The organism is Streptomyces sp. NPDC060064 (genome assembly GCF_042736455.1).
Lineage (GTDB): Bacteria > Actinomycetota > Actinomycetes > Streptomycetales > Streptomycetaceae > Streptomyces.
In genome coordinates, this window is the sequence record NZ_JBHWWF010000022.1 from 124,652 (window position 1) to 143,478 (window position 18,827).

13 protein-coding genes are annotated in these 18,827 nt (G+C 71.4%); 3 read left to right on the forward strand and 10 right to left on the reverse strand.

What is annotated here, in order from left to right; genetic code table 11:
- The 9 genes from ACFWDI_RS25385 to ACFWDI_RS25425 form a co-directional block, all read right to left on the reverse strand.
- Positions 1 to 1,137 (reverse strand): pseudouridine synthase, encoded by a 1,137-nt coding sequence (locus ACFWDI_RS25385; RefSeq protein WP_385307087.1) that lies wholly within the window; start codon positions 1,135 to 1,137, stop codon positions 1 to 3.
- The gene (scpB, locus tag ACFWDI_RS25390) at positions 1,137 to 1,703 is read right to left on the reverse strand and encodes an SMC-Scp complex subunit ScpB (protein ID WP_327328257.1); all 567 of its coding nucleotides are present in this window, start codon (positions 1,701 to 1,703) and stop codon (positions 1,137 to 1,139) included. Before scpB ends, ACFWDI_RS25385 begins: the two co-directional genes overlap by 1 nt.
- Before the next feature lie 32 nt (positions 1,704 to 1,735).
- On the reverse strand, positions 1,736 to 3,235 hold the full coding sequence (locus ACFWDI_RS25395) for a segregation and condensation protein A (protein WP_385307089.1): 1,500 nt from the start codon (positions 3,233 to 3,235) through the stop codon (positions 1,736 to 1,738).
- Positions 3,236 to 3,283: 48 nt separating this feature from the next.
- Positions 3,284 to 3,883, reverse strand: a complete 600-nt coding sequence (locus tag ACFWDI_RS25400) for a hypothetical protein (RefSeq protein WP_385307115.1) — start codon at positions 3,881 to 3,883, stop codon at positions 3,284 to 3,286.
- Positions 3,880 to 5,067 carry a ParA family protein gene (locus tag ACFWDI_RS25405; RefSeq protein WP_385307090.1) on the reverse strand — a complete coding sequence of 396 codons (1,188 nt, stop codon included), beginning with the start codon at positions 5,065 to 5,067 and terminating at the stop codon, positions 3,880 to 3,882. The genes ACFWDI_RS25400 and ACFWDI_RS25405 overlap by 4 nt, the downstream gene beginning before the upstream one ends.
- 339 nt (positions 5,068 to 5,406) lie before the next feature.
- Positions 5,407 to 6,522, reverse strand: a complete 1,116-nt coding sequence (gene ald / locus ACFWDI_RS25410; protein WP_385307117.1) for an alanine dehydrogenase — start codon at positions 6,520 to 6,522, stop codon at positions 5,407 to 5,409.
- A 143-nt stretch (positions 6,523 to 6,665) separates the two neighbouring features.
- Entirely contained in the window at positions 6,666 to 8,696 is a 2,031-nt protein-coding gene (locus ACFWDI_RS25415) for a tetratricopeptide repeat protein (protein ID WP_385307091.1), read from the reverse strand.
- Between the two features lie 173 nt (positions 8,697 to 8,869).
- On the reverse strand, positions 8,870 to 9,496 hold the full coding sequence (locus tag ACFWDI_RS25420; protein ID WP_362689525.1) for an NUDIX hydrolase: 627 nt from the start codon (positions 9,494 to 9,496) through the stop codon (positions 8,870 to 8,872).
- Positions 9,497 to 9,575: 79 nt separating this feature from the next.
- Complete coding sequence (locus ACFWDI_RS25425) at positions 9,576 to 11,225, reverse strand: CTP synthase (RefSeq protein WP_385307092.1); 1,650 nt, start codon at positions 11,223 to 11,225, stop codon at positions 9,576 to 9,578.
- 417 nt (positions 11,226 to 11,642) lie between these two features.
- On the opposite strand from ACFWDI_RS25425, the gene ACFWDI_RS25430 reads away from it, so the two are divergent.
- The 3 genes from ACFWDI_RS25430 (at position 11,643) to ACFWDI_RS25440 (ending at position 16,727) form a co-directional block, all read left to right on the forward strand.
- Positions 11,643 to 13,445: a glycoside hydrolase family 15 protein gene (locus ACFWDI_RS25430; protein ID WP_385307119.1), complete on the forward strand. Its 1,803-nt coding sequence runs from the start codon at positions 11,643 to 11,645 to the stop codon at positions 13,443 to 13,445.
- A gap of 96 nt (positions 13,446 to 13,541) precedes the next feature.
- Complete coding sequence (locus ACFWDI_RS25435) at positions 13,542 to 14,927, forward strand: FAD-binding oxidoreductase (protein WP_385307093.1); 1,386 nt, start codon at positions 13,542 to 13,544, stop codon at positions 14,925 to 14,927.
- Positions 14,928 to 15,098: 171 nt separating this feature from the next.
- A complete protein-coding gene (locus tag ACFWDI_RS25440; RefSeq protein WP_385307094.1) occupies positions 15,099 to 16,727 on the forward strand; it encodes a PucR family transcriptional regulator in 1,629 nt (542 codons plus the stop codon).
- A gap of 760 nt (positions 16,728 to 17,487) precedes the next feature.
- Here ACFWDI_RS25440 and ACFWDI_RS25445 read toward each other — a convergent pair.
- Entirely contained in the window at positions 17,488 to 18,570 is a 1,083-nt protein-coding gene (locus ACFWDI_RS25445) for a glycosyltransferase family 4 protein (protein WP_385307095.1), read from the reverse strand.
- Positions 18,571 to 18,827 lie beyond the last annotated feature (257 nt).

Below are 18,827 nucleotides of genomic sequence, written 5' to 3' on the forward strand. Positions count from 1 at the left end.
CTACAGGCCGACTTCCTTCATCAGCATGCCGACCTCGGTGTTGGTCATCCGGCGCAGCCAGCCGGACTTCTGGTCGCCGAGGGCGATCGGGCCGAAGCTGACCCGCACGAGCTTGTCGACCGGGAAGCCGGCCTCGGCGAGCATGCGACGGACGATGTGCTTCCGGCCCTCGTGGAGGGTGACCTCCACCAGGTAGTTCTTGCCGGTGTTCTCGACGACGCGGAAGTGGTCGGCGCGGGCGTAGCCGTCCTCCAGCTGAATGCCGTCCTTGAGCCGCTTGCCCAGGTCACGCGGGAGCGGTCCCTGGATCGCGGCGAGGTAGGTCTTCTTCACGCCGTACTTGGGGTGGGTCAGGCGGTGCGCGAGCTCACCGTGGTTGGTGAGCAGGATGATGCCCTCCGTCTCCGTGTCGAGACGTCCGACGTGGAAGAGCCGGGTCTCGCGGTTGGTGACGTAGTCGCCCAGGCACTGCCGACCGTCCGGGTCCTCCATGGAGGAGACGACACCGGCGGGCTTGTTGAGAGCGAAGAAGAGGTACGACTGCGTGGCGACCGTCAGGCCGTCCACCTTGATCTCGTCCTTCTGCGGGTCGACGCGCCTGCCCTGCTCAAGGACGATCTCGCCGTTGACCTCGACACGGGCCTGCTCGATCAGTTCCTCACACGCGCGGCGCGAACCCATACCGGCCCGGGCGAGGATCTTCTGCAGGCGCTCGCCCTCCTGCTCGGCCCCGGGGAACGTCTTGGGCGTCTTGACCTGCGGCTTGTCGGCGTACCGGTCGCGGTTGCGCTGCTCGATCTTGGCGTCCAGCTCACGGGGACGGGATTCGCGCTGGCCGTGCGGGCCGCGACGCGGGGCACCGGCCCTGCCGCCGCCCTGCGGGGTCTTCGGGCCGCCCTTGGCGCCGCCGCGGGCGGACGCGCCGCGGCCGCCCGACTTGCCGCCCTCGGAACCCTGGCTGCCGCCGACGTCGTAGCGGCGCTCCTCGGGCCGGGGGCGGCGGGGGCGCTGCTCCTGCTTGTCGTCGCGCCCCTTGTCGTCGCGCCCCCTGCCGCCGGCGCCCCGGGAGTCCCGGTTCCCGCCGGCGCCCCGGGAGTCCCGGTTGCCGCTTCCGCTGTTCCTGCCGCTGCTTCGCATCAAAATTCCGTCTTGTCGTCTGCGTCGGTGTCCGGTGCGTCCGGATCGAACGACGGCACACCCTCTTGCGTCTCGGCCTCGATCGCTTCCGCCTCGGGGAGGAAGGGCGCGAGCTCCGGGAGCTCGTCCAGGCCTCGCAGGCCCATCCGCTCCAGAAAGTAGTTCGTCGTCGTGTACAGGATCGCACCTGTTTCAGGTTCCGCGCCCGCCTCCTGCACCAGACCGCGCTGGAGGAGGGTGCGCATGACGCCGTCGCAGTTCACTCCGCGTACGGCGGAGACGCGTGATCGGCTGACCGGCTGCCGGTACGCGACGACCGCGAGGGTCTCCAGGGCGGCCTGGGTGAGCCGCGCCTGCTGCCCGTCGAGAACGAAGCGCTCGACGGCGTCGGCGTACTCCGCCCGCGTGTAGAACCGCCAGCCGCCCGCGACGAGCCGCAGCTCGAAGCCGCGGCCCTGGACGGTGTACTCGTCCGCGAGTTCCCGCAGCGCGTCGGCGACCGCCCTGCGCGGCTGCTCCAGCACCTTGGCGAGGTGCTCCTCGGTGGCCGGCTCGTCGACGACCATGAGAACGGCTTCGAGCGCGGGCTTGAGATCACTCACGCGTTCCCCTCCTGCTCCTGGTTCTCGCGAACCTCTTGATCGAATTCATCGGTGACCAGGGGCTGCTCCGCGCCCTCGCCGCCGGTCCAGCGCACCATCAGCTCGCCGAGGGCGTGTTCCTGGTCCAGGATGACGGCCTTCTCGCGGTAGAGCTCCAGCAGCGCGAGGAAGCGGGCGACGACGGTGAGGGTGTCGGGTGCGTCTGCGGCAAGCTCCCGGAAGCTGACCTCCCCGGCCTCCCGCAGCCGCGCGACGACCACTTCGGCCTGTTCGCGCACGGACACGAGGGGCGCGTGGATGTGGTCGATGTACACCTGCGGCTTGGGCCGGGGCTGCATCGCCTTCACCGCGAGCCTGGCGAAGCCTTCGGCGCCGATGCTGATGACGACCTCGGGCAGCAGCTCGGCGTGGTGGTCCTCGAGCCCGACGGTCCTCGGGTACCGCTTGCCCTCCGCATCCAGCCGCGCGCTGAAGATCTCGGCGATCTGCTTGTACGCGCGGTACTGCAGCAGCCGCGCGAAGAGCAGATCGCGCGCCTCGAGCAACGCGAGGTCGGCCTCGTCCTCCACCTCGGCGGCGGGGAGCAGCCGCGCGGCCTTGAGATCGAGCAGCGTGGCGGCGACGACGAGGAACTCGGTGGTCTGATCGAGATCCCAGTCGGGCCCCATGGCCCGGATATGCACCATGAACTCATCGGTGACCTTGGAGAGGGCGACCTCGGTCACATCGAGCTTGTGCTTGGAAATGAGCTGCAGGAGAAGGTCGAAGGGCCCTTCGAAGTTGGCGAGCCGTACTTTGAACCGCCCGTCGTCGGGGGTCTGAGGCGCGGCCGCGGGCTCCACGGGCGGGGTTGCCGGAACCGCGGGCGCGGGGGCCGCCGGCGCGGCGGGCTCGGCCTCGGCCGCCACGGAGGAACCGGGCGGCTCCGCCACCGCGGTCCCGGCGGGACCACCGTCGTCGCCGTGAAACAGGCGGTCGGGGCCCAGCGCCTCGCCCCCGCCCGGCTCCGCAACCATCCCGGGCACAAACACCGCCTCCGGCCCGCCGGAACCACCGTCGTCGCCGTGAAACAGGCGGCCGGGGCCCAGCGCCTCGCCCCCGCCCGCAGCCACCCCGGCCTCCGGCGCGGCAGGCTCTGGCCCGCTCACCACCGCGGTGGCCTCCGCCCGAGCGGGCAGCTCCGGCTCCGCCTCCACGGGCGCGCCCGCAGGGCCCTCCGGCGCGTCATTGTCACCGCGCAGCGGGCGACCAGGTCCCGGGGCCTCGTCCGCACCCGCGGCGGAGCCGCCTGTCGAGGCAGCGGGAAGGGGCGGGGTGGGGGAAATCTCCCCCGGCGCCACCACTGCCGGTTCCCCGTCCGCACCGCCCCGCTCCAGCCGCTCGTCCCCCGGCTCGGGGGCCGGTAGGGCAGGCGGAGGCGACCCGCCGCGGTCCGTGCCGGGGCCGCGGCCCAGCGAGCGGCGGGGCGGGCGGGTGGAGTCGTCGGTCGGCGGCATCGCGGTCCAGGGGCAAAAGGAGCAGGCAGGGCAGCGCGCAGGCTACCGTCAGCGGCCGCGCAGACGTCGCACGAGAATGCTCGCGTCGCCGCGCTGCTCGAGATCCGCCAGCACCACCGCCACCGCTTCGCGGACGATCCGTCCGCGGTCGACGGCCAGCCCGTGCTCACCGCGCAGCACCAGCCGCGCGTGCTCGAGGTCCATCAGTTCCTCGGCCGAGACGTAGACCGTGATCTTCTCGTCGTGCCGTTCACGGCCACTGGGCCGACGGTTCGCGCCACGCTGCCGGCGGCGCGTCTGTCCGGTCGGCGACACGGCGGCGGCTCCGGACGCGGCAGCGTCCTGCGGGCGGCGCCCCTTGGCACCGCCGGCCGACGCGGCCCGGTCGGCCTCCGCGCCCCGGCTGCGTCCTTCCGCGTGGCCGTCCGCGTCCGCCGCGGAGTGCTCCTCCGAGGAAGAGGCAGAGGCAGCCGCGGAGGACGAGGACGCGGAGGACGACGCCTCAGCCGCCCCCTCCCCGACCGGATCGCTCTCACCCGCCGGCGCCGGCACCCTCGCCTCGCCGTTCGTCTGCCGCCGCGGGGACGACGACTGAAGTCCCATGCCCCCGGTCGTACGGAACAGTTCGTCGGCCCCGGGCAGACTCACTCGGCGTGACACCGGGCGAGCACCTCCCTGGCGAGCTGACGGTACGCGGCGGCGCCGACGGAGTTCGATGCGTACGTGGTGATGGGCTCACCGGCGACCGTGGTCTCCGGGAAGCGCACCGTCCGGCCGATCACCGTGTGGTAGACGTGATCGTCGAAGGCCTCGACCACCCGCGCCAGCACCTCACGGCTGTGCACCGTACGGGAGTCGTACATCGTGGCGAGGATTCCGTCGAGCTCCAGGTCCGGGTTGAGCCGCTCCTGGACCTTCTCGATCGTCTCGGTCAGCAGCGCCACACCGCGCAGCGCGAAGAACTCGCACTCGAGCGGCACGATCACCTTGTGCGCCGCGGTCAGCGCGTTCACCGTGAGCAGGCCCAGCGAGGGCTGACAGTCGATCACGATGTAGTCGTAGTCGGACAGCAGCGGCTTCAGCGCACGCTGCAGCGTGGACTCGCGCGCGACCTCGCTCACCAACTGCACTTCCGCGGCCGAGAGATCGATATTGCTCGGCAGCAGATCCATGTTGGGCACGGCGGTCTTGAGCAGCACCTCGTCCGCCGACATGCCCCGCTCCATGAGCAGGTTGTAGACGGTGAGATCGAGCTCCATCGGGTTGACGCCGAGACCGACCGACAGGGCTCCCTGCGGGTCGAAGTCGACGAGCAGCACACGCCGTCCGTACTCCGCGAGCGCGGCGCCCAGGTTGATGGTCGACGTCGTCTTGCCGACGCCGCCCTTCTGGTTGCACATCGCGATGATCTTCGCGGGACCGTGATCGGTCAGCGGGCCCGGGATCGGGAAGTACGGCAGGGGCCGCCCGGTGGGGCCGATCCGCTCGCGGCGCTGACGCGCGGCGTCAGGGGCGAGGGTGGCCGCATACTCGGGGTCGGGCTCGTACTCGGCATCGGGGTCGTAGAAGTGCCCTTCGGGGACTTCCTCGTAGGCGGCGAAGTGGGTGGACTCTCGGCCACTCTCGTTGCCGGCCATGGCGTTCACGTGTTGGCCGTCCATCATCTTCATCGTGTGGGCTGTCGTCGTGTGCGTCGTGTGCTGTTGTGTCGCGAAGGTTCGGACAGCGACGGAGCCGACAGCCTCGAGCCCGGGCTGTTCCCTTGACGGGACCTGGCCCCGCGCAGGCCTTCCCGGTTGACCACCCCCGGGAGTAAATGTCGACTCATTCACAAGTCGTCTTACCTCCTTGGACGTGACCAGGAAACTTATCGATAGGTCAGCGTGGCACCATGCCGACGGTTGGCGACTCTATGGCGTGTCACCGGTCCGCAGCAACACAATCCGCCGGACCCGGCTCGATGTGTCGGCAACCGAACACCCTTCTGTCAAGGGTGCTCAGGACTCTTGGCGTGACCTGGCCCGGACGTTTCGAGGGTGTGCGAAACGGTTAAAGGGTTACGTTCGAGGCGAGTTGAGCGAGCCTCGCAAAGCGGGCGGATACGCATCCGGCCGGACCTTGCTCGGCAAGGTCCGGCCGCGGGCGCGATATTGACGAGGCGCGTTGACGCGTCAGCCGAGCAACGTGCTCAGTTCGGTGCTCTCCAGGCCGTGGGCCTCGGCGACCGGGCCGTAAACGACCTGGCCGTCATGGGTGTTGAGACCCTTGGCGAGCGCCGGGTCGCGGCGCAGCGCCTCGACCCAGCCGCGGTTCGCGAGCTCCACGATGTACGGCAGCGTCGCGTTGGTGAGCGCGTAGGTGGAGGTGTTGGGCACCGCGCCGGGCATGTTGGCGACGCAGTAGAAGACCGAGTTGTGGACCATGAAGGTCGGCTCGGCGTGAGTGGTCGGACGCGAGTCCTCGAAGCAGCCGCCCTGGTCGATTGCAATGTCGACAAGTACACTTCCGGGCTTCATCTTGGCGACGAGCTCGTTGGTGACCAGCTTCGGAGCCTTGGCGCCCGGGATGAGAACGGCGCCGATGACGAGGTCCGCCTCGACGACGGCCTTCTCCAGCTCGAAGGCGTTGGAGACGATCGTCTTCACCTTGGTGCCGAAGACCTTGTCGGCCTCGCGCAGCTTGTTGATGTCACGGTCGAGCAGGGTGACGTGGAAGCCCATGCCGACGGCGATCTGCGTGGCGTTCCAGCCGGAGACGCCACCGCCGATGACGACAGCCTCGCCGGCCGCCGTGCCCGGGACGCCGCCCGGCAGCACACCGCGGCCGCCGACCGAGCGCATCAGGTGGTACGCGCCGACCTGCGGGGCCAGCCGGCCCGCGACCTCGGACATCGGGGCGAGCAGCGGCAGCGCGCGGGTGGCGGTCTCCACGGTCTCGTACGCGATGGCGGTGGTGCCGGACTCGAGCAGCGCGTCCGTGCACTCGCGGGATGCGGCGAGGTGCAGGTAGGTGAAGAGGGTCTGGTCCTTGCGGAGGCGGTGGTACTCCTCGGCGATGGGCTCCTTGACCTTCAGCAGCAGGTCGGCGGTGGCCCAGACCTCGTCGGCGGTGGGCAGGATCCGCCCGCCGGCGGCGACGAACTCGTCATCCGTGATCGAGGAGCCGAGACCGGCGTTCTGCTCGATGAAGACCTGGTGGCCGTTGCGCACGAGCTCGTGCACACCGGCAGGGGTGATCGCCACCCGGAACTCGTTGTTCTTGACCTCGCGGGGGATGCCGACCTTCACGTCGATCACGGTCCTTGGCTCAGGGGTATAAGGGTGCAATGCCATACATACCCGGATACGCATGGCGCACCGGAAGACACCACGAGAACATGTGGCAGAGCCAGTCTAATGAAGGACTTCGCGCTGTCTAGCCTTACAAAGCATTAATCTTTGGCCGAAGTGCTACGGATTTCGTAGGCAGAATCGTCGGTACCCTCTGTTCCCAGCAGCTTCTCCGCCATGGCGCGGTGCAGCCTCGCGGCTGTCGGGTCGCCGAGCCGGTCGAGGGTGTCGGCCAGCCTGAGCTGCAGAGCTGCCTGCAGCCGTGCGTCCCCGGTCTGCCGCGCCCACTCCACCGCCTCCTGGCAGGTGCGCAAGCACTCCTCGGGCCTGCCCGCGTACTCCTGTACGCGTGCCACCTCGCTCAACGCTCGCGCCCGGGACGGGAGATCGCCGAGCCTGCGGTAGCCGGCCACCGCCGCGCGCCAGTTGCGCAGCGCCTCGCCGTACCGCCCCGCATAGGTGTGCACGGCACCCAGCCGGCCGTACAGCCGGGCCTCGTCGGTCCGCTCGCCGCGCGCCTGCCGCTGGGCAAGCGCCCGCCCGTACCAGTCCGCGGCCCGCTGCCAGTCCCCCAGCTCCTGGTAGGCACCACCTACGGATTCCATCGCGCGGCCCGTCGCGTACGGATCGTTCGCGGCCCGTCCGGCGTCCAGAGCCGCCCGGTAGCGGGCCAGCGCCTCCTCGGTACGACCGGTCTGAGCATCCAGATCGGCAAGATTCAGCAGGGCGGCGGCCCTTTCACGGTGCAGCCCGCGACGCTCGGCCACGCCGAGCACCAGCTGGTGCAGTCCGTAGAGCTCGGCAGCCGCGTCCTCGGTGCCGCGGTGCGCGGCCAGGGCCCGGACCAGGGCCGCGACCAGCCGCCGCGCCAGGGTGTCCAGCTCGCCGTCCTCGACCGCGAGCCGCGCCGAGGCCAGCAGCGCGGGCAGCCTGATCCGCAGCCACTCGGCGGCGGCCGACGCGGTGGAGAACCGCAGCGCGCGCGGCAGACCGGCCAGCTTCATGCGGGCCGGGGAGCCGTCGGGCTCGGTGATCGCCCGGCAGGAGTGCAGCTGCCGTACGGTCCGCTCCAGCATCCGTGCCCGGGCCAGCTGTACCTCGGCCGGCCGGTCGTGCGTCTGCAGCAGGGTGCGCAGCAGCGGCAGGAGAGCGCCCGGCACCTCGTGGTGGTCGCCGGCCGAGCGCACAAATCCCAGGTCGGCGAGGTCGCAGAGGGTCGCTTCGGCGGTCTGCAACGAACAGCCGGCCAGCGCGGAGGCGGTGTGCGCGTCGGCGATCCCGCCGGGCGCGAGGGACAGCAGTCGCAGCATCCCGGCGGCCGACGGCGGCAGGGACTCGTACACCAACCGGAAGGCACGGGCCAGCGGACGGCCGACCTTGGGCTGCTCGCTGTCGTCCGGCAGAGCGCGCAGCCGCTTGGCCACATCGGCGACCGACGCCCGCGGCCGGGCAGCGAGCCAGCCGCCGACCAGGACCAGCGCGGTGGGCAGCCCGCCGCACTCCTCCGCGATGGACTCGGCGGCCTGCGGATCCACGGTGATCCGCACCGATCCGGTGAAGGTGCCGAGCAGCTCGATCGCGGACTTGGCGTCCATGCCGCCGAGCGTGCACGGCCGTACATCCGGAATACCGGTGAGCGGGCCCTCGGCCACGGCCACGGCCAGGCAGTCGGGGTTGTCGGGCAGCAGCGGGTCGACCTGCTCGGCGTCCCCCGCGTCGTCGAGGAGCAACAGCATCCGGCGTTCGGTGAGCGCCTCGCGCACCATCCCGGTCAGCTCGTCCTCGCCGGCGCCGGGCGGCGACGCGATACCGAGGGAGTCGAGCAGTCCGCGGGCCGCCCGCTCCATCGGGACCCGCCGCCCGCCGGGCTCGGACAGCCGGGCCCGGAGTACCCCGTCGGGGTAGTCGGCGGCGACCCTGCGGGCGAGTTCCTCGGCGAGCGCGGTACGCCCGGAGCCGGGGCGCCCGGCGATCAGCAGCACCCGGGCACGCGGGGCCTTGCGTCCGGAGATGGTGTCCAGACCGGCTCGCTCGATATCGGCCCGAAGGGACTTCAGCTCCCGCTGGCGCCCGAAGAATTGGCTTCGGTACGCCTCGGCCGGGCCGCCCACGTCCACCGCCTGATCCGTCACGGGCCACGCTCCCGTCAGTCCGCGCACGAGCCAAGCCCGCAAGGGACTCCGCACGGGCGATCCGAGCGTAGTTCACGCTCTGCAACGAGCGCGGCAGAGCGCGGCGGGGGCATCGCCCGATCGGATCAGCGGATTGTCCGACCGGGACTTCTCCGGCGCGCCCCAGGCGTCGCTCAGGCCTCGAACGGGCGCGCCGGCCACGGCGCCTCGGCCGGCCGCAGCGTGTCGACGCCGTCGCCGTTCAGCACGGCGGTCAGCGACAGCACGCCCACCACGAGGCAGTTGTTGTGCAGGTCTCCGGCGAGCACACCGCGTACGAGATCCTCGAGCGGAACCCGGGCCAGCTCCATGTCGGCCTCCTCCTCGGAGACCTCGAAGCGCTCGCCCTCGGCCTCCGACAGATCGCGGGCGAGGAAAATCCGTACGGCCTCGTCGCAGCCGCCCGGCGTGGTGTAGACGTCGGCCAGCACCCGCCAGTCCTCGGCCTTGACATGCGCTTCCTCGTACAGCTCGCGCTGTGCGGCGTGCAGCGGGTTCTCGCCCGGCACATCGAGCAGACCGGCCGGGATCTCCCAGAGCTTGTGGCGCACGGGGTGCCGGTACTGGCGCAGTACGAGGACGCGGCCGGAGTCGTCGAGCGCGAGGACCGCAACGGAACCGGGGTGCACCTGGTAGTCGCGGCGCGCGACGGTGCCGTCCGGCATGACCACGTCGTCGGTACGGACACTGGTCTTGTTGCCCCTGAACGGCGTCGTGGTCGCGGTGACCGGCCATTCCTCGGGGGTGTCCTTGAGCTCCATGTACGTCCTCCACACCACAAGCAGAAACCGGGGTACGAGTCCCGAAGGACACGTACCCCGGCAACCGTATCGCTTGGAACTACTTGCCCGTCTTGCGCTCCACCGCGGCCTTCACCAGACCGGCGAAGAGCGGGTGCGGACGGGTCGGGCGGGAACGCAGCTCCGGGTGCGCCTGGGTGGCGACCAGGTAGGGGTGCGTCTCGCGCGGGTACTCGACGTACTCGACCAGCTTGTTGTCGGGAGACGTGCCCGAGAAGAGGATGCCCGCCTTCTTCTCCAGCTCCGCGCGGTAGGCGTTGTTCACCTCGTAGCGGTGGCGGTGGCGCTCCTCGATGTACGGCTGGTTGTCATAGACCTCGCGCACGATCGAGCCCTCGGCGAGCTTCGCCGGGTAGAGGCCGAGTCGCATGGTCCCGCCGAGGTCGCCCGCGCCCTCGACGTACGCCAGCTGCTCCTCCATCGTCGAGATGACGGGATGGGCAGTGGCGGCGTCGAACTCGGTGGAGTTGGCGTCGGGGATCTCGGCGAGGTTCCGCGCGGCCTCGATCACGATGCACTGCAGGCCGAGGCAGAGACCGAGCAGCGGGATCTTGTTCTCACGGGCGAACTGGATCGCGCCGACCTTGCCGCTGACACCTCGGTCGCCGAAGCCGCCGGGGATGAGGATCCCGTCGACGTCTCCGAGCTCCTTCTCGGCGCCGGCCGGGGTCTTGCAGTTGTCGGAGGCGACCCACTTGACCTTGACGCGGGCCTTGTTGGCGAAGCCACCGGCGCGTAGCGCCTCGGTCACCGAGAGGTACGCGTCCGGCAGGTCGATGTACTTGCCGACGAGCGCGACGGTGACCTCGTGGTCGGGGTTGTGGACCCGGTCCAGCAGGTCGTCCCACGTGGTCCAGTCGACATCGCGGAACGGCAGGTCCAGCTTGCGCACGACATACGCGTCCAGACCCTCGGTGTGCAGCACCTTCGGGATGTCGTAGATCGACTTGGCATCGATCGCGGCCACGACGGCGGCCTCGTCGACGTCGCACATCAGCGAGATCTTGCGCTTGATCGCGGTCGGTACCTCACGGTCCGCGCGGAGCACGATCGCGTCCGGCTGGATACCGATGTTGCGCAGGGCCGCGACCGAGTGCTGGGTCGGCTTGGTCTTCAGCTCACCGGACGGGCCGATGTACGGCAGCAGGGAGATGTGCACGACGAAGACGTTGTCGCGGCCGACCTCGTGGCGGACCTGGCGGACGGTCTCCAGGAACGGCAGCGACTCGATGTCACCGACCGTGCCGCCGACCTCGGTGATGACGACATCGACGTCGTCGGTGGCCATGCGGCGGATGCGGTGCTTGATCTCGTTGGTGATGTGCGGGATGACCTGCACGGTGTCGCCCAGGTACTCGCCGCGGCGCTCCTTGGCGATGACCGTGGAGTAGACCTGGCCGGTGGTGACGTTGGCCGAGCCGTCGAGGTCCACGTCGAGGAAGCGCTCGTAGTGGCCGATGTCCAGGTCGGTCTCGGCGCCGTCGTTGGTGACGAACACCTCACCGTGCTGGAACGGGTTCATCGTGCCGGGGTCGACGTTCAGGTACGGGTCGAGCTTCTGCATGGTGACCCGCAGGCCCCGTGCCTTGAGCAGCGCGCCCAGGCTGGAGGCCGTGAGGCCCTTGCCGAGGGAGGAGGCGACACCCCCGGTGACGAAGATGTGCTTGGTCGTCATGGATTTGGGCGGCATCGCCAAGAGGGGGCTCCCGTGGTCGCGAGGTGAGGTGCGTACCGGCGCCCCTTCGAGGGGTTCGGGGGGTGCCGTCGCTGCGGTTTCGGGGCCCCTGTTTTGCACAGGGCGGCCACCGGTCCACGGGGTACCAGGGTATCAGCGACAGCGGGTGACCGCTTCCGGCCGCGCCCTCCCCCATGCGCACCCCGTTCATCCGGGGATCACCCTTGGCTCACCCGTTCGGCGGACTCGGGTTGCCGGGAGCGGTACGCAGATCCTTAAGGTGCGACGTATCCTGCTCGGACACTCGCTGCCGAGCCAGGCCGGCAAACGGCACCATCCCCGTCCGTCACCCGGAACATCGTGCTCGTCAACGACCCTTGACCGCAGTAAGCGCCCCGAGGGGCGGACGTGGCCGTTCGACTGGAGATGCACGTGGCCGGGCGCATCGAAGATTACGCACTCATCGGAGACATGCAGACCGCTGCGTTGGTCTGCCGGGACGGCACAGTGGACTGGCTGTGCCTACCCCGCTTCGACTCGCATGCCATCTTCGCCGGGCTGCTCGGCACCGAAGACCACGGTTTCTGGCGGCTCGGCCCGGCGCATGCCGCGGACGCCCAGCCTCCGTCGGCCGCCCGGCGCCGCTACCGCGGGGACTCGCTGATCCTCGAATCGGAGTGGGACACGCCACGCGGCACGGTCCGTGTGACGGACTTCATGCCGCCTCGTGACGGCGCGCCCCAGCTGATCCGGATCGTGGAGGGCGTGAGCGGGCGGGTGCGGATGCGCTCGGCGCTGCGTATGCGTTTCAGTTACGGGCGTGTGGTGCCGTGGGTCCACAAGGTCGACGGGCGCACGGTCGCCGTCGCCGGGCCCGACTCGGTCTGGCTGGACACCTCCGCGGAGACGTACGGCAAGGACCTGACCACGTACTCCGATTTCACCGTGGGTCCCGGTGAGCGGATCGCCTTCACCATCAGCTGGCAGCCCTCGCACCACCACCCGCCCTCGCTGCCCGACCCCGAGGGCTCGCTGGAGGCGACCTCGGACTTCTGGCGGGAGTGGGTCGAGCACTGCACGTACAACGGGCCCTACCGCGAGGCCGTGGTCCGCTCGCTGATCACGCTGAAGGCGCTGACGTACGCGCCGACGGGCGGGATCGTCGCGGCGCCGACGACCTCGCTGCCGGAGGAGATCGGCGGCGAACGGAACTGGGACTACCGCTACACCTGGCTGCGCGACGCCGCGATCACCCTGTCGTCGCTGCTGCGCACCGGCTACCGCGAGGAGGCCCGCGCCTGGCGCGAATGGCTGCTGCGCGCGGTCGCCGGTGACCCGGAGAACCTGCAGATCATGTACGGGATCGCGGGCGAACGGGAGCTGGGCGAGGCCGAGTTGGACTGGCTGCCGGGCTACGAGGACTCGACTCCGGTACGGGTCGGGAACGGCGCCGCGCACCAGCTGCAGCTGGATGTGTACGGCGAGGTCACCGAGGCGCTGCATCTGGCCCATATGACGGGTCTCGCGCGCAACGACTACGCCTCGCTGCTGCAGCTCAAGCTGATCCGCTACCTGGAGAAGCACTGGGACCAGCCGGACGAGGGCATCTGGGAGGTGCGCGGGCCGCGCCGGCACTTCGTGCACTCGAAAGTGATGGCCTGGGTCGCGGTCGACCGCACCATCAAGCTGATCGAGTCCGGCGATGCGGACGGCCCGATCGAGCGGTGGCGCGAGCTGCGCGACGACATCCACCGCGATGTCTGCGAGAAGGGTTACGACAAGGAGCGCAACACCTTCACGCAGTCGTACGGCTCGAAGGAACTGGACGCCTCGCTGCTGCTGATTCCGCAGATGGGCTTTCTGCCGCCGGACGACAAGCGCGTCATCGGCACGATCGAGGCGATCCAGCGGGAGCTGGCCACGGAGGACGGTTTCGTACTGCGCTATCCGACCGCGGGCGAGAATGCCGGCGTCGACGGCCTCAAGGGCGACGAGGGCGCGTTCCTGGCGTGCTCGTTCTGGCTCGCGGACGATCTGGCGATGATCGGTCGGGTGGACGAGGCACGGCGGCTGTTCGAGAAGCTGCTCTCCCTGCGCAACGATCTTGGGCTGCTGGCCGAGGAATGGGATGCGACGCTGCAGCGCCAGGTGGGGAACTTCCCGCAGGCGTTCAGCCATGTGCCGCTGATCGACACGGCGCTGCGGCTGACAGCTTCCGGCGCCTACGGAGGGTAGCGGCCAGGCTGCGCGGCAGGACCGCTCGACTGATCATCTCTCCCTCATCGGGACTACGATGAGAAGGTCCTGTCGCGCCCTCGGAAGGGGGCCACTATGGCGCCCCAAGGCATTGCGGAGGCGGCGCTGGCCGGTCTCCGCCAAGAACTGACCGGCACAGCAGTCGCCCCCGGCGATCCGGGGTACGACGAGGCTCGCGCCATCTTCAACAGCATGATCGACCGGCGACCCGCCGTCGTCGCGCAGTGCGAGACGGAAGCGGATGTGGCCAGGGCGATCCGCTTCGGCCGGGACAACGAGCTGGAGATCGCCGTCCGCGGCGGCGGCCACAGCGTGGCGGGCACGTCGCTGACCGACGGCGGAATCGTGGTCGACCTGCGCCGTATGCACATCGTGGTCGTCGACCCCGTGTCCCGGGCGGCGCGCGTCGGCGGCGGCGCCACCATGAGCCATCTCGACCGGGCCACGCAGCCGCACGCTCTGGCGACCACCGGCGGCCGTGCGTCCACCACCGGCGTGGGTGGCTTCACGCTCGGCGGCGGATCCGGCTGGCTTGAGCGCAAGCACGGCTTGGCCTGTGACAATCTGATCGCCGTCGAGCTGGTGACTGCCGACGGCGAGACCGTCCACGCCAGTGCGGACGAGAACGCGGAGCTGTTCTGGGCGCTGCACGGCGGCGGCGGCAACTTCGGGGTGGCGACCGCGATCACCCTGCAACTGCATGCGCTTCCCGCGATGTCGATGGTCATGCTGCTGTTCCGGCCGGAGGCGGGACCCGAAGTCGTGCGTGCCTACCGTGACTTCATGGAGTCCGCCCCGGACGAGGTCGGCGGTGGCTGCATCTACCTCACCGCGCCGCCCGAGCCATTCGTCCCCGAGGAACTGGTCGGCAAGCTCGTGTGCACGGTCCTGGTCACCTACACGGGCACGGAAGCGGAGGCCCGGCAGGTGACCGCGCCGCTGATGGGGCTCGGACACGCGGCGGAAGTGATCACGGAGCTGCCGTACGCGGAGTTGCAGTGCATGCTCGACGACCCGCCCGGGATGCGTAACTACTGGTCGGCCGAGTACCTCAGCGGGTTCCCGGACGAGGCCGTGGACGCCTACTGCTCGCGTGCCGACACCATGCCCGTGCCCACGGCCACACAGCACGTCCTGTTCCCGGTGGGCGGCGCGGTGGCGAGGAATCCGGCCGACTATCCGCTGCCCTGGCGCACCGCGCCGTGGGCCGTCCATCCCTTCGGGATCTGGGAAGACCCGGCTGACGACGAGCGCGGCATTCACTGGGTCCGCGACGTACGCGCCGCCGTTCGGCCCTGGTCCCAGGGCTCGGTCTATCTGAACTTCATCGGGAACGAGGGGCGGGGGCGGGTCCTCGAGGGCTTCGGCGAGGAGAACTACCTTCGCCTCGCCGCGGTCAAGGCGAAGTACGACCCCAACAACGTGTTCCGGCTCAACCACAACATCAAACCGGCGTTCTGAGACGAGGCGCCCGGCAAACGCCCGCGCGGGCCGACATGTTGTCGGGTTGCCGCGCGGGCGATGCCGGTCGGGACACACCGGGTGATGCGCACGCATGTACGGGCCCGGTAGCGTCCGGAGCCGGGGCGGCCGGCGCCCGTCGGACGGATCGGAAGCGCGAGGCGAGAGTCAGTGGAGACGACCCAAGGTGGAATCACGGTGCAGCGGGCGCTCGAACTGCCCGGGCTGCGCGCCGGGCTTCCGGAGGTCGTCGCAGGCGCGGAGCGGCTGAACCGCACGGTGCGCTGGGTGCATGCGGGTGAGGTGCCCAACATCGCTTCGCTCCTCAAGGGCGGTGAGCTGCTGCTCACCACGGGCCTGGGCCTCGGCACCCGGCCGGCCGAGCAGCGCGCCTTCGTAAGGCAGCTGGCGGACCGAGGGATCGCCGCGCTCGTGGTGGAGCTGGGGCCGCGATTCAGCAGGCTGCCGGCGACGATCGTGGAGACGGCCCGGGCGGCCGGACTGCCGCTGGTGCAGCTGCACCGCGAAGTCCCCTTCGTCTCGGTGACGGAGGAGATCCACACCGAGATCGTGAACGGGCACTACGCCCTGCTGCGGCAGGCCGAGGAAGTGCACCGGCGGTGTACGGAGGTGCTCCTCGACGGCGGCGGAGTGCCCCAAGTGCTGCGTATCCTCGCGGACTTCACCGCGAACCCGGTCTTCCTGGAAACGGCGGACGGGCAGCTGCTGTACGCGGCCGAGTCCGAGTCGGGGCAGGCCGGAGCCGATCCGCTCCAGGTGTGGGACGGGCTGCGCGGCCAGCGGGCGGCGCGGGAGTCCCCTCCCGCCGGCGCGGTCCTCGTGGACGTACCGGGCGGTGGGCACGGGGCGGCTTCGGTACGCGCCCGGCTGGTACTGCTGGCCGTCGGCTCCCCGATGCTTCCGGTGCACCGGATGGCGGCGGAGCGGGCGGCCGGACTGCTGGCGGTCGTACTCATGCAGGCACGCCAGGAGGAGGAGCTGGCGGCGCGCGGCCGCGGCGACTTCCTGACGGACCTTGCGGAGGGCCGCATCACGGCGGAGGACGCGCCGGCGCAGGCGAAGGTGCTGGGCTTCAGACCGGGCGAGGGCCCGCTGCTGCCGGTCGTGATGCGCCTCGCCGCGGAGCTCTTCCCCTCGGGGAACTGGGCGCTGCTGGCACGCGCGGTGCTGGAGGAGCTGGCGTCGGTAGGGGTGCCGGTGCTGCTGGGCGTACGCCCGGTGGAGGGCCGCGTACCGCTGCTGCTCGGCCTGCGCTCCGAGTCGGAACGCACGGCGGTCGCGGACCGGGTCGCCGCGGCGCTGCGGGCGGGTGTGGAACGGGCCGGCCTGGAGCGGGCGGGCGCGCATCCGCCGGTCGTGGTGGTGGGCATGGCGGGCGGCTGGGCGGCGGTGTCGGCGGGGCTGCGCCATGCGGCGGAGACGGCGACGGCGGCGCAAGGCCTCTCGGACCGCCCGTGGTACGACGCACGCCGCCTGGACATCGACCTGCTGCTGTGGCGCCTCCGGGACCACCCGGACCTGGCGGCGTTCGTGGACCGTGCGATCGGCCCCCTGCGCGCCCACGACCGGGCGTCCCGCCCGCCGCTGCTCCCGACGCTGGAGACATACCTGGCCCACGCGGGCCGCAAGGCGGAGACGGCCCGCGAACTCCATCTGAACCGCCAGACGCTGTACAACCGCCTGGCCCGTATCTCGGAACTCCTGGGCACGGACTTGGACGACCCTCAAACGGTGCTGGCATTGAGCCTGGCACTGAGGGCGCGACGGCACGCGGGGTGAGGTGGGCGCCGCGGAGGGTTTGGGGGGCCGTGCGGCGCGTATCCGGCATTCCTGAGGACTCGGGGTGCTGCGCCGCGAAGCCGACGCGCTCGGGAGGAGCGGGGCCGCGCGCCGTGTACGCGGCACTCCACAGAACCTGCGGGCTGCGCCGCGAAGCCGGCGTCTTGGGGTGCGCGGGCGTCAGCCCCGCGTATCCCCATCCCCGCGGCCCCGGGGGCCTCCGCCCTCACCCGGCGGAGCCGCGCTCGGAAAGTACGGGGCGGCGCGGCCTGTACGCGGCACTCCACAGGGCCCGCGGGCTGCGCCGCGAAGCCGACGTCTCGGGGTGCGGGGGCGTCAGCCCCGCGTACCCCAGCCCCCGCGGCCCCGGGGGCCTCCGCCCTCACCCGGCGGACTCGCTCGGGAAGTACGGGGGGACCCGCCATGTGCGGGGCACTCCACAGAGCCCGGAGCCGGCGCCGCGAAGCCGACGCTTCGGGGTACGGGAGCGTCAGCCCCGCCTACCGCCATCCCCCGCGGCCCCGGGGGGCTGCCCCCTCACCCGGCGGAGCCGCGCTCGGAAAGTACGAGGCCGCGCGCCGTGTAACGCGGCACTCCACAGAACCCGCAGCCGGCGCCGCGAAGCCGGCGTCTCGAGGTACGGGGCGTCAGCCCCGCGTACCCCCGTCCCCCCGGCCCCGGGGGCAGCCCCCTCACCCGGCGGACGCGCACATCGGATACAGCGGGCAGCGGCGGGCAGCAGGAACCCCCCGCCCGTGCCTCAGCTCCACCCCGCCACGACCTCGTCGTACACGCTCAACACCAGCGCAATCGTCTCGTCCTCCGTCGGCCACGTCGCCGCCTGCGCCCGTCCCGCCGCCGCCAGCTCCTCCCGAAGCCCCGGGTCACCCAGCAGCCGCGCCACCGCCCCGCCCAGCGCCGCCGCGTCGCCGTACGGAACGAGTTCCGCCGCCTCGCCCACCAGTTCCGGGACGCCGCCCACCGCCGTCGCGACCAGCGGGACGCCCAGCCGCAGTGCCTCCTGCGCGAGCAGCGAGCGGGCCTCCCAGCGGCTCGGCAGTACCGCCACATCCGCCGCCGCGAGCAGCTCACCGATGTCGTCCCGGCGCCCCATCAGCCTCACCGGCAGCCCTTCCGCCTCGATACGGCGCTGGAGCGCACCCCGCTGCCGTCCCTCCCCCGCGATCACGACCAGCGGCACAGGGTCCAGGCCGCGCCACAGCCGGGCCGCGTCCAGCAGCGTTCCGTACCCCCGGTGCGGCACCAGGCTCCCGACGGCCATCACCAAGGGGCGTTCGACAGCGCCCAGTTCGGCGCGTGCCTTGCTCTCCGCGCCACCCGGCCGGCCGCGCGGCGCGGGCACGGCGACCGGCGCGAGGCGGGCGTCACGTGCGCCCCGCTTGCGGGCCCGGTCGACCAGCTCGGAGCACGTACCGAGCACAACCGCCGCCGCCCGCGCGGCCCTTCGCTCCAGCAGGCGCAGCACCTGGCCACGCGCGCCGTCGTCGTGCGCCCGCGTGTGCCAGGTGACGACCAGAGGCACGCGCTGCCCGCTCAGCGCCAGCGTGGCGCGTACGGCGGCGTGCAGCCCGTGCGCGTGCACGACATCCGCTCCCGCGCACGCCGCGCGCAGCGCGCCGACCGCCGCCGGGTCACCGCGCCGCGGTACGGGCGCGAAGTGGGCCCCGGCGCCGGGAAAGTCGTAGACGTGCTCCAGTTCAGCGGGAGCGCACACCGTCACCCGCACGCCCCGCGCCACCAGCCCCGCGGCCAGCGACCTGACGTGCGCGCTGCTGCCCGCGCTGCCGCCGCCCAGCACTTGGACCGTACGCAGCTGTGTCACTCGGCCAAGGATGCCAGCCCGTACGCACGTTCCGGCACCGTCGAGGCGTCGTGCCCGTGTCCCGAACCGGACTCCGTACGCCGGATCACCCACACGGGTGATCCGGCGGGCCGGCTGACGGCGTCTCCGTGCGCGGCCGCGGCGACGAGGCCGGCGGGCTGAACGGCAAGCCGGCGCGGCGACAGGGCCGCGGGGCACGGGGTTCTGCCCGCCCCGCGGGCTACCCGTCCGCCCGGGCCGTCCCCAGAAACTCCTCC

What these genes read in the sequence shown, in the direction of transcription:
- scpB (WP_327328257.1), bottom strand. Translation starts at nt 1,703, where the DNA reads ATGGTCGTCGACGAGCCGGCCACCGAGGAGCACCTCGCCAAGGTGCTG.
- ACFWDI_RS25385 (WP_385307087.1), bottom strand. Translation starts at nt 1,137, where the DNA reads ATGCGAAGCAGCGGCAGGAACAGCGGAAGCGGCAACCGGGACTCCCGG.
- ACFWDI_RS25420 (WP_362689525.1), bottom strand. Translation starts at nt 9,496, where the DNA reads ATGGAGCTCAAGGACACCCCCGAGGAATGGCCGGTCACCGCGACCACG.
- ACFWDI_RS25425 (WP_385307092.1), bottom strand. Translation starts at nt 11,225, where the DNA reads ATGCCGCCCAAATCCATGACGACCAAGCACATCTTCGTCACCGGGGGT.
- ACFWDI_RS25435 (WP_385307093.1), top strand. Translation starts at nt 13,542, where the DNA reads ATGGCGCCCCAAGGCATTGCGGAGGCGGCGCTGGCCGGTCTCCGCCAA.
- ACFWDI_RS25395 (WP_385307089.1), bottom strand. Translation starts at nt 3,235, where the DNA reads ATGCCGCCGACCGACGACTCCACCCGCCCGCCCCGCCGCTCGCTGGGC.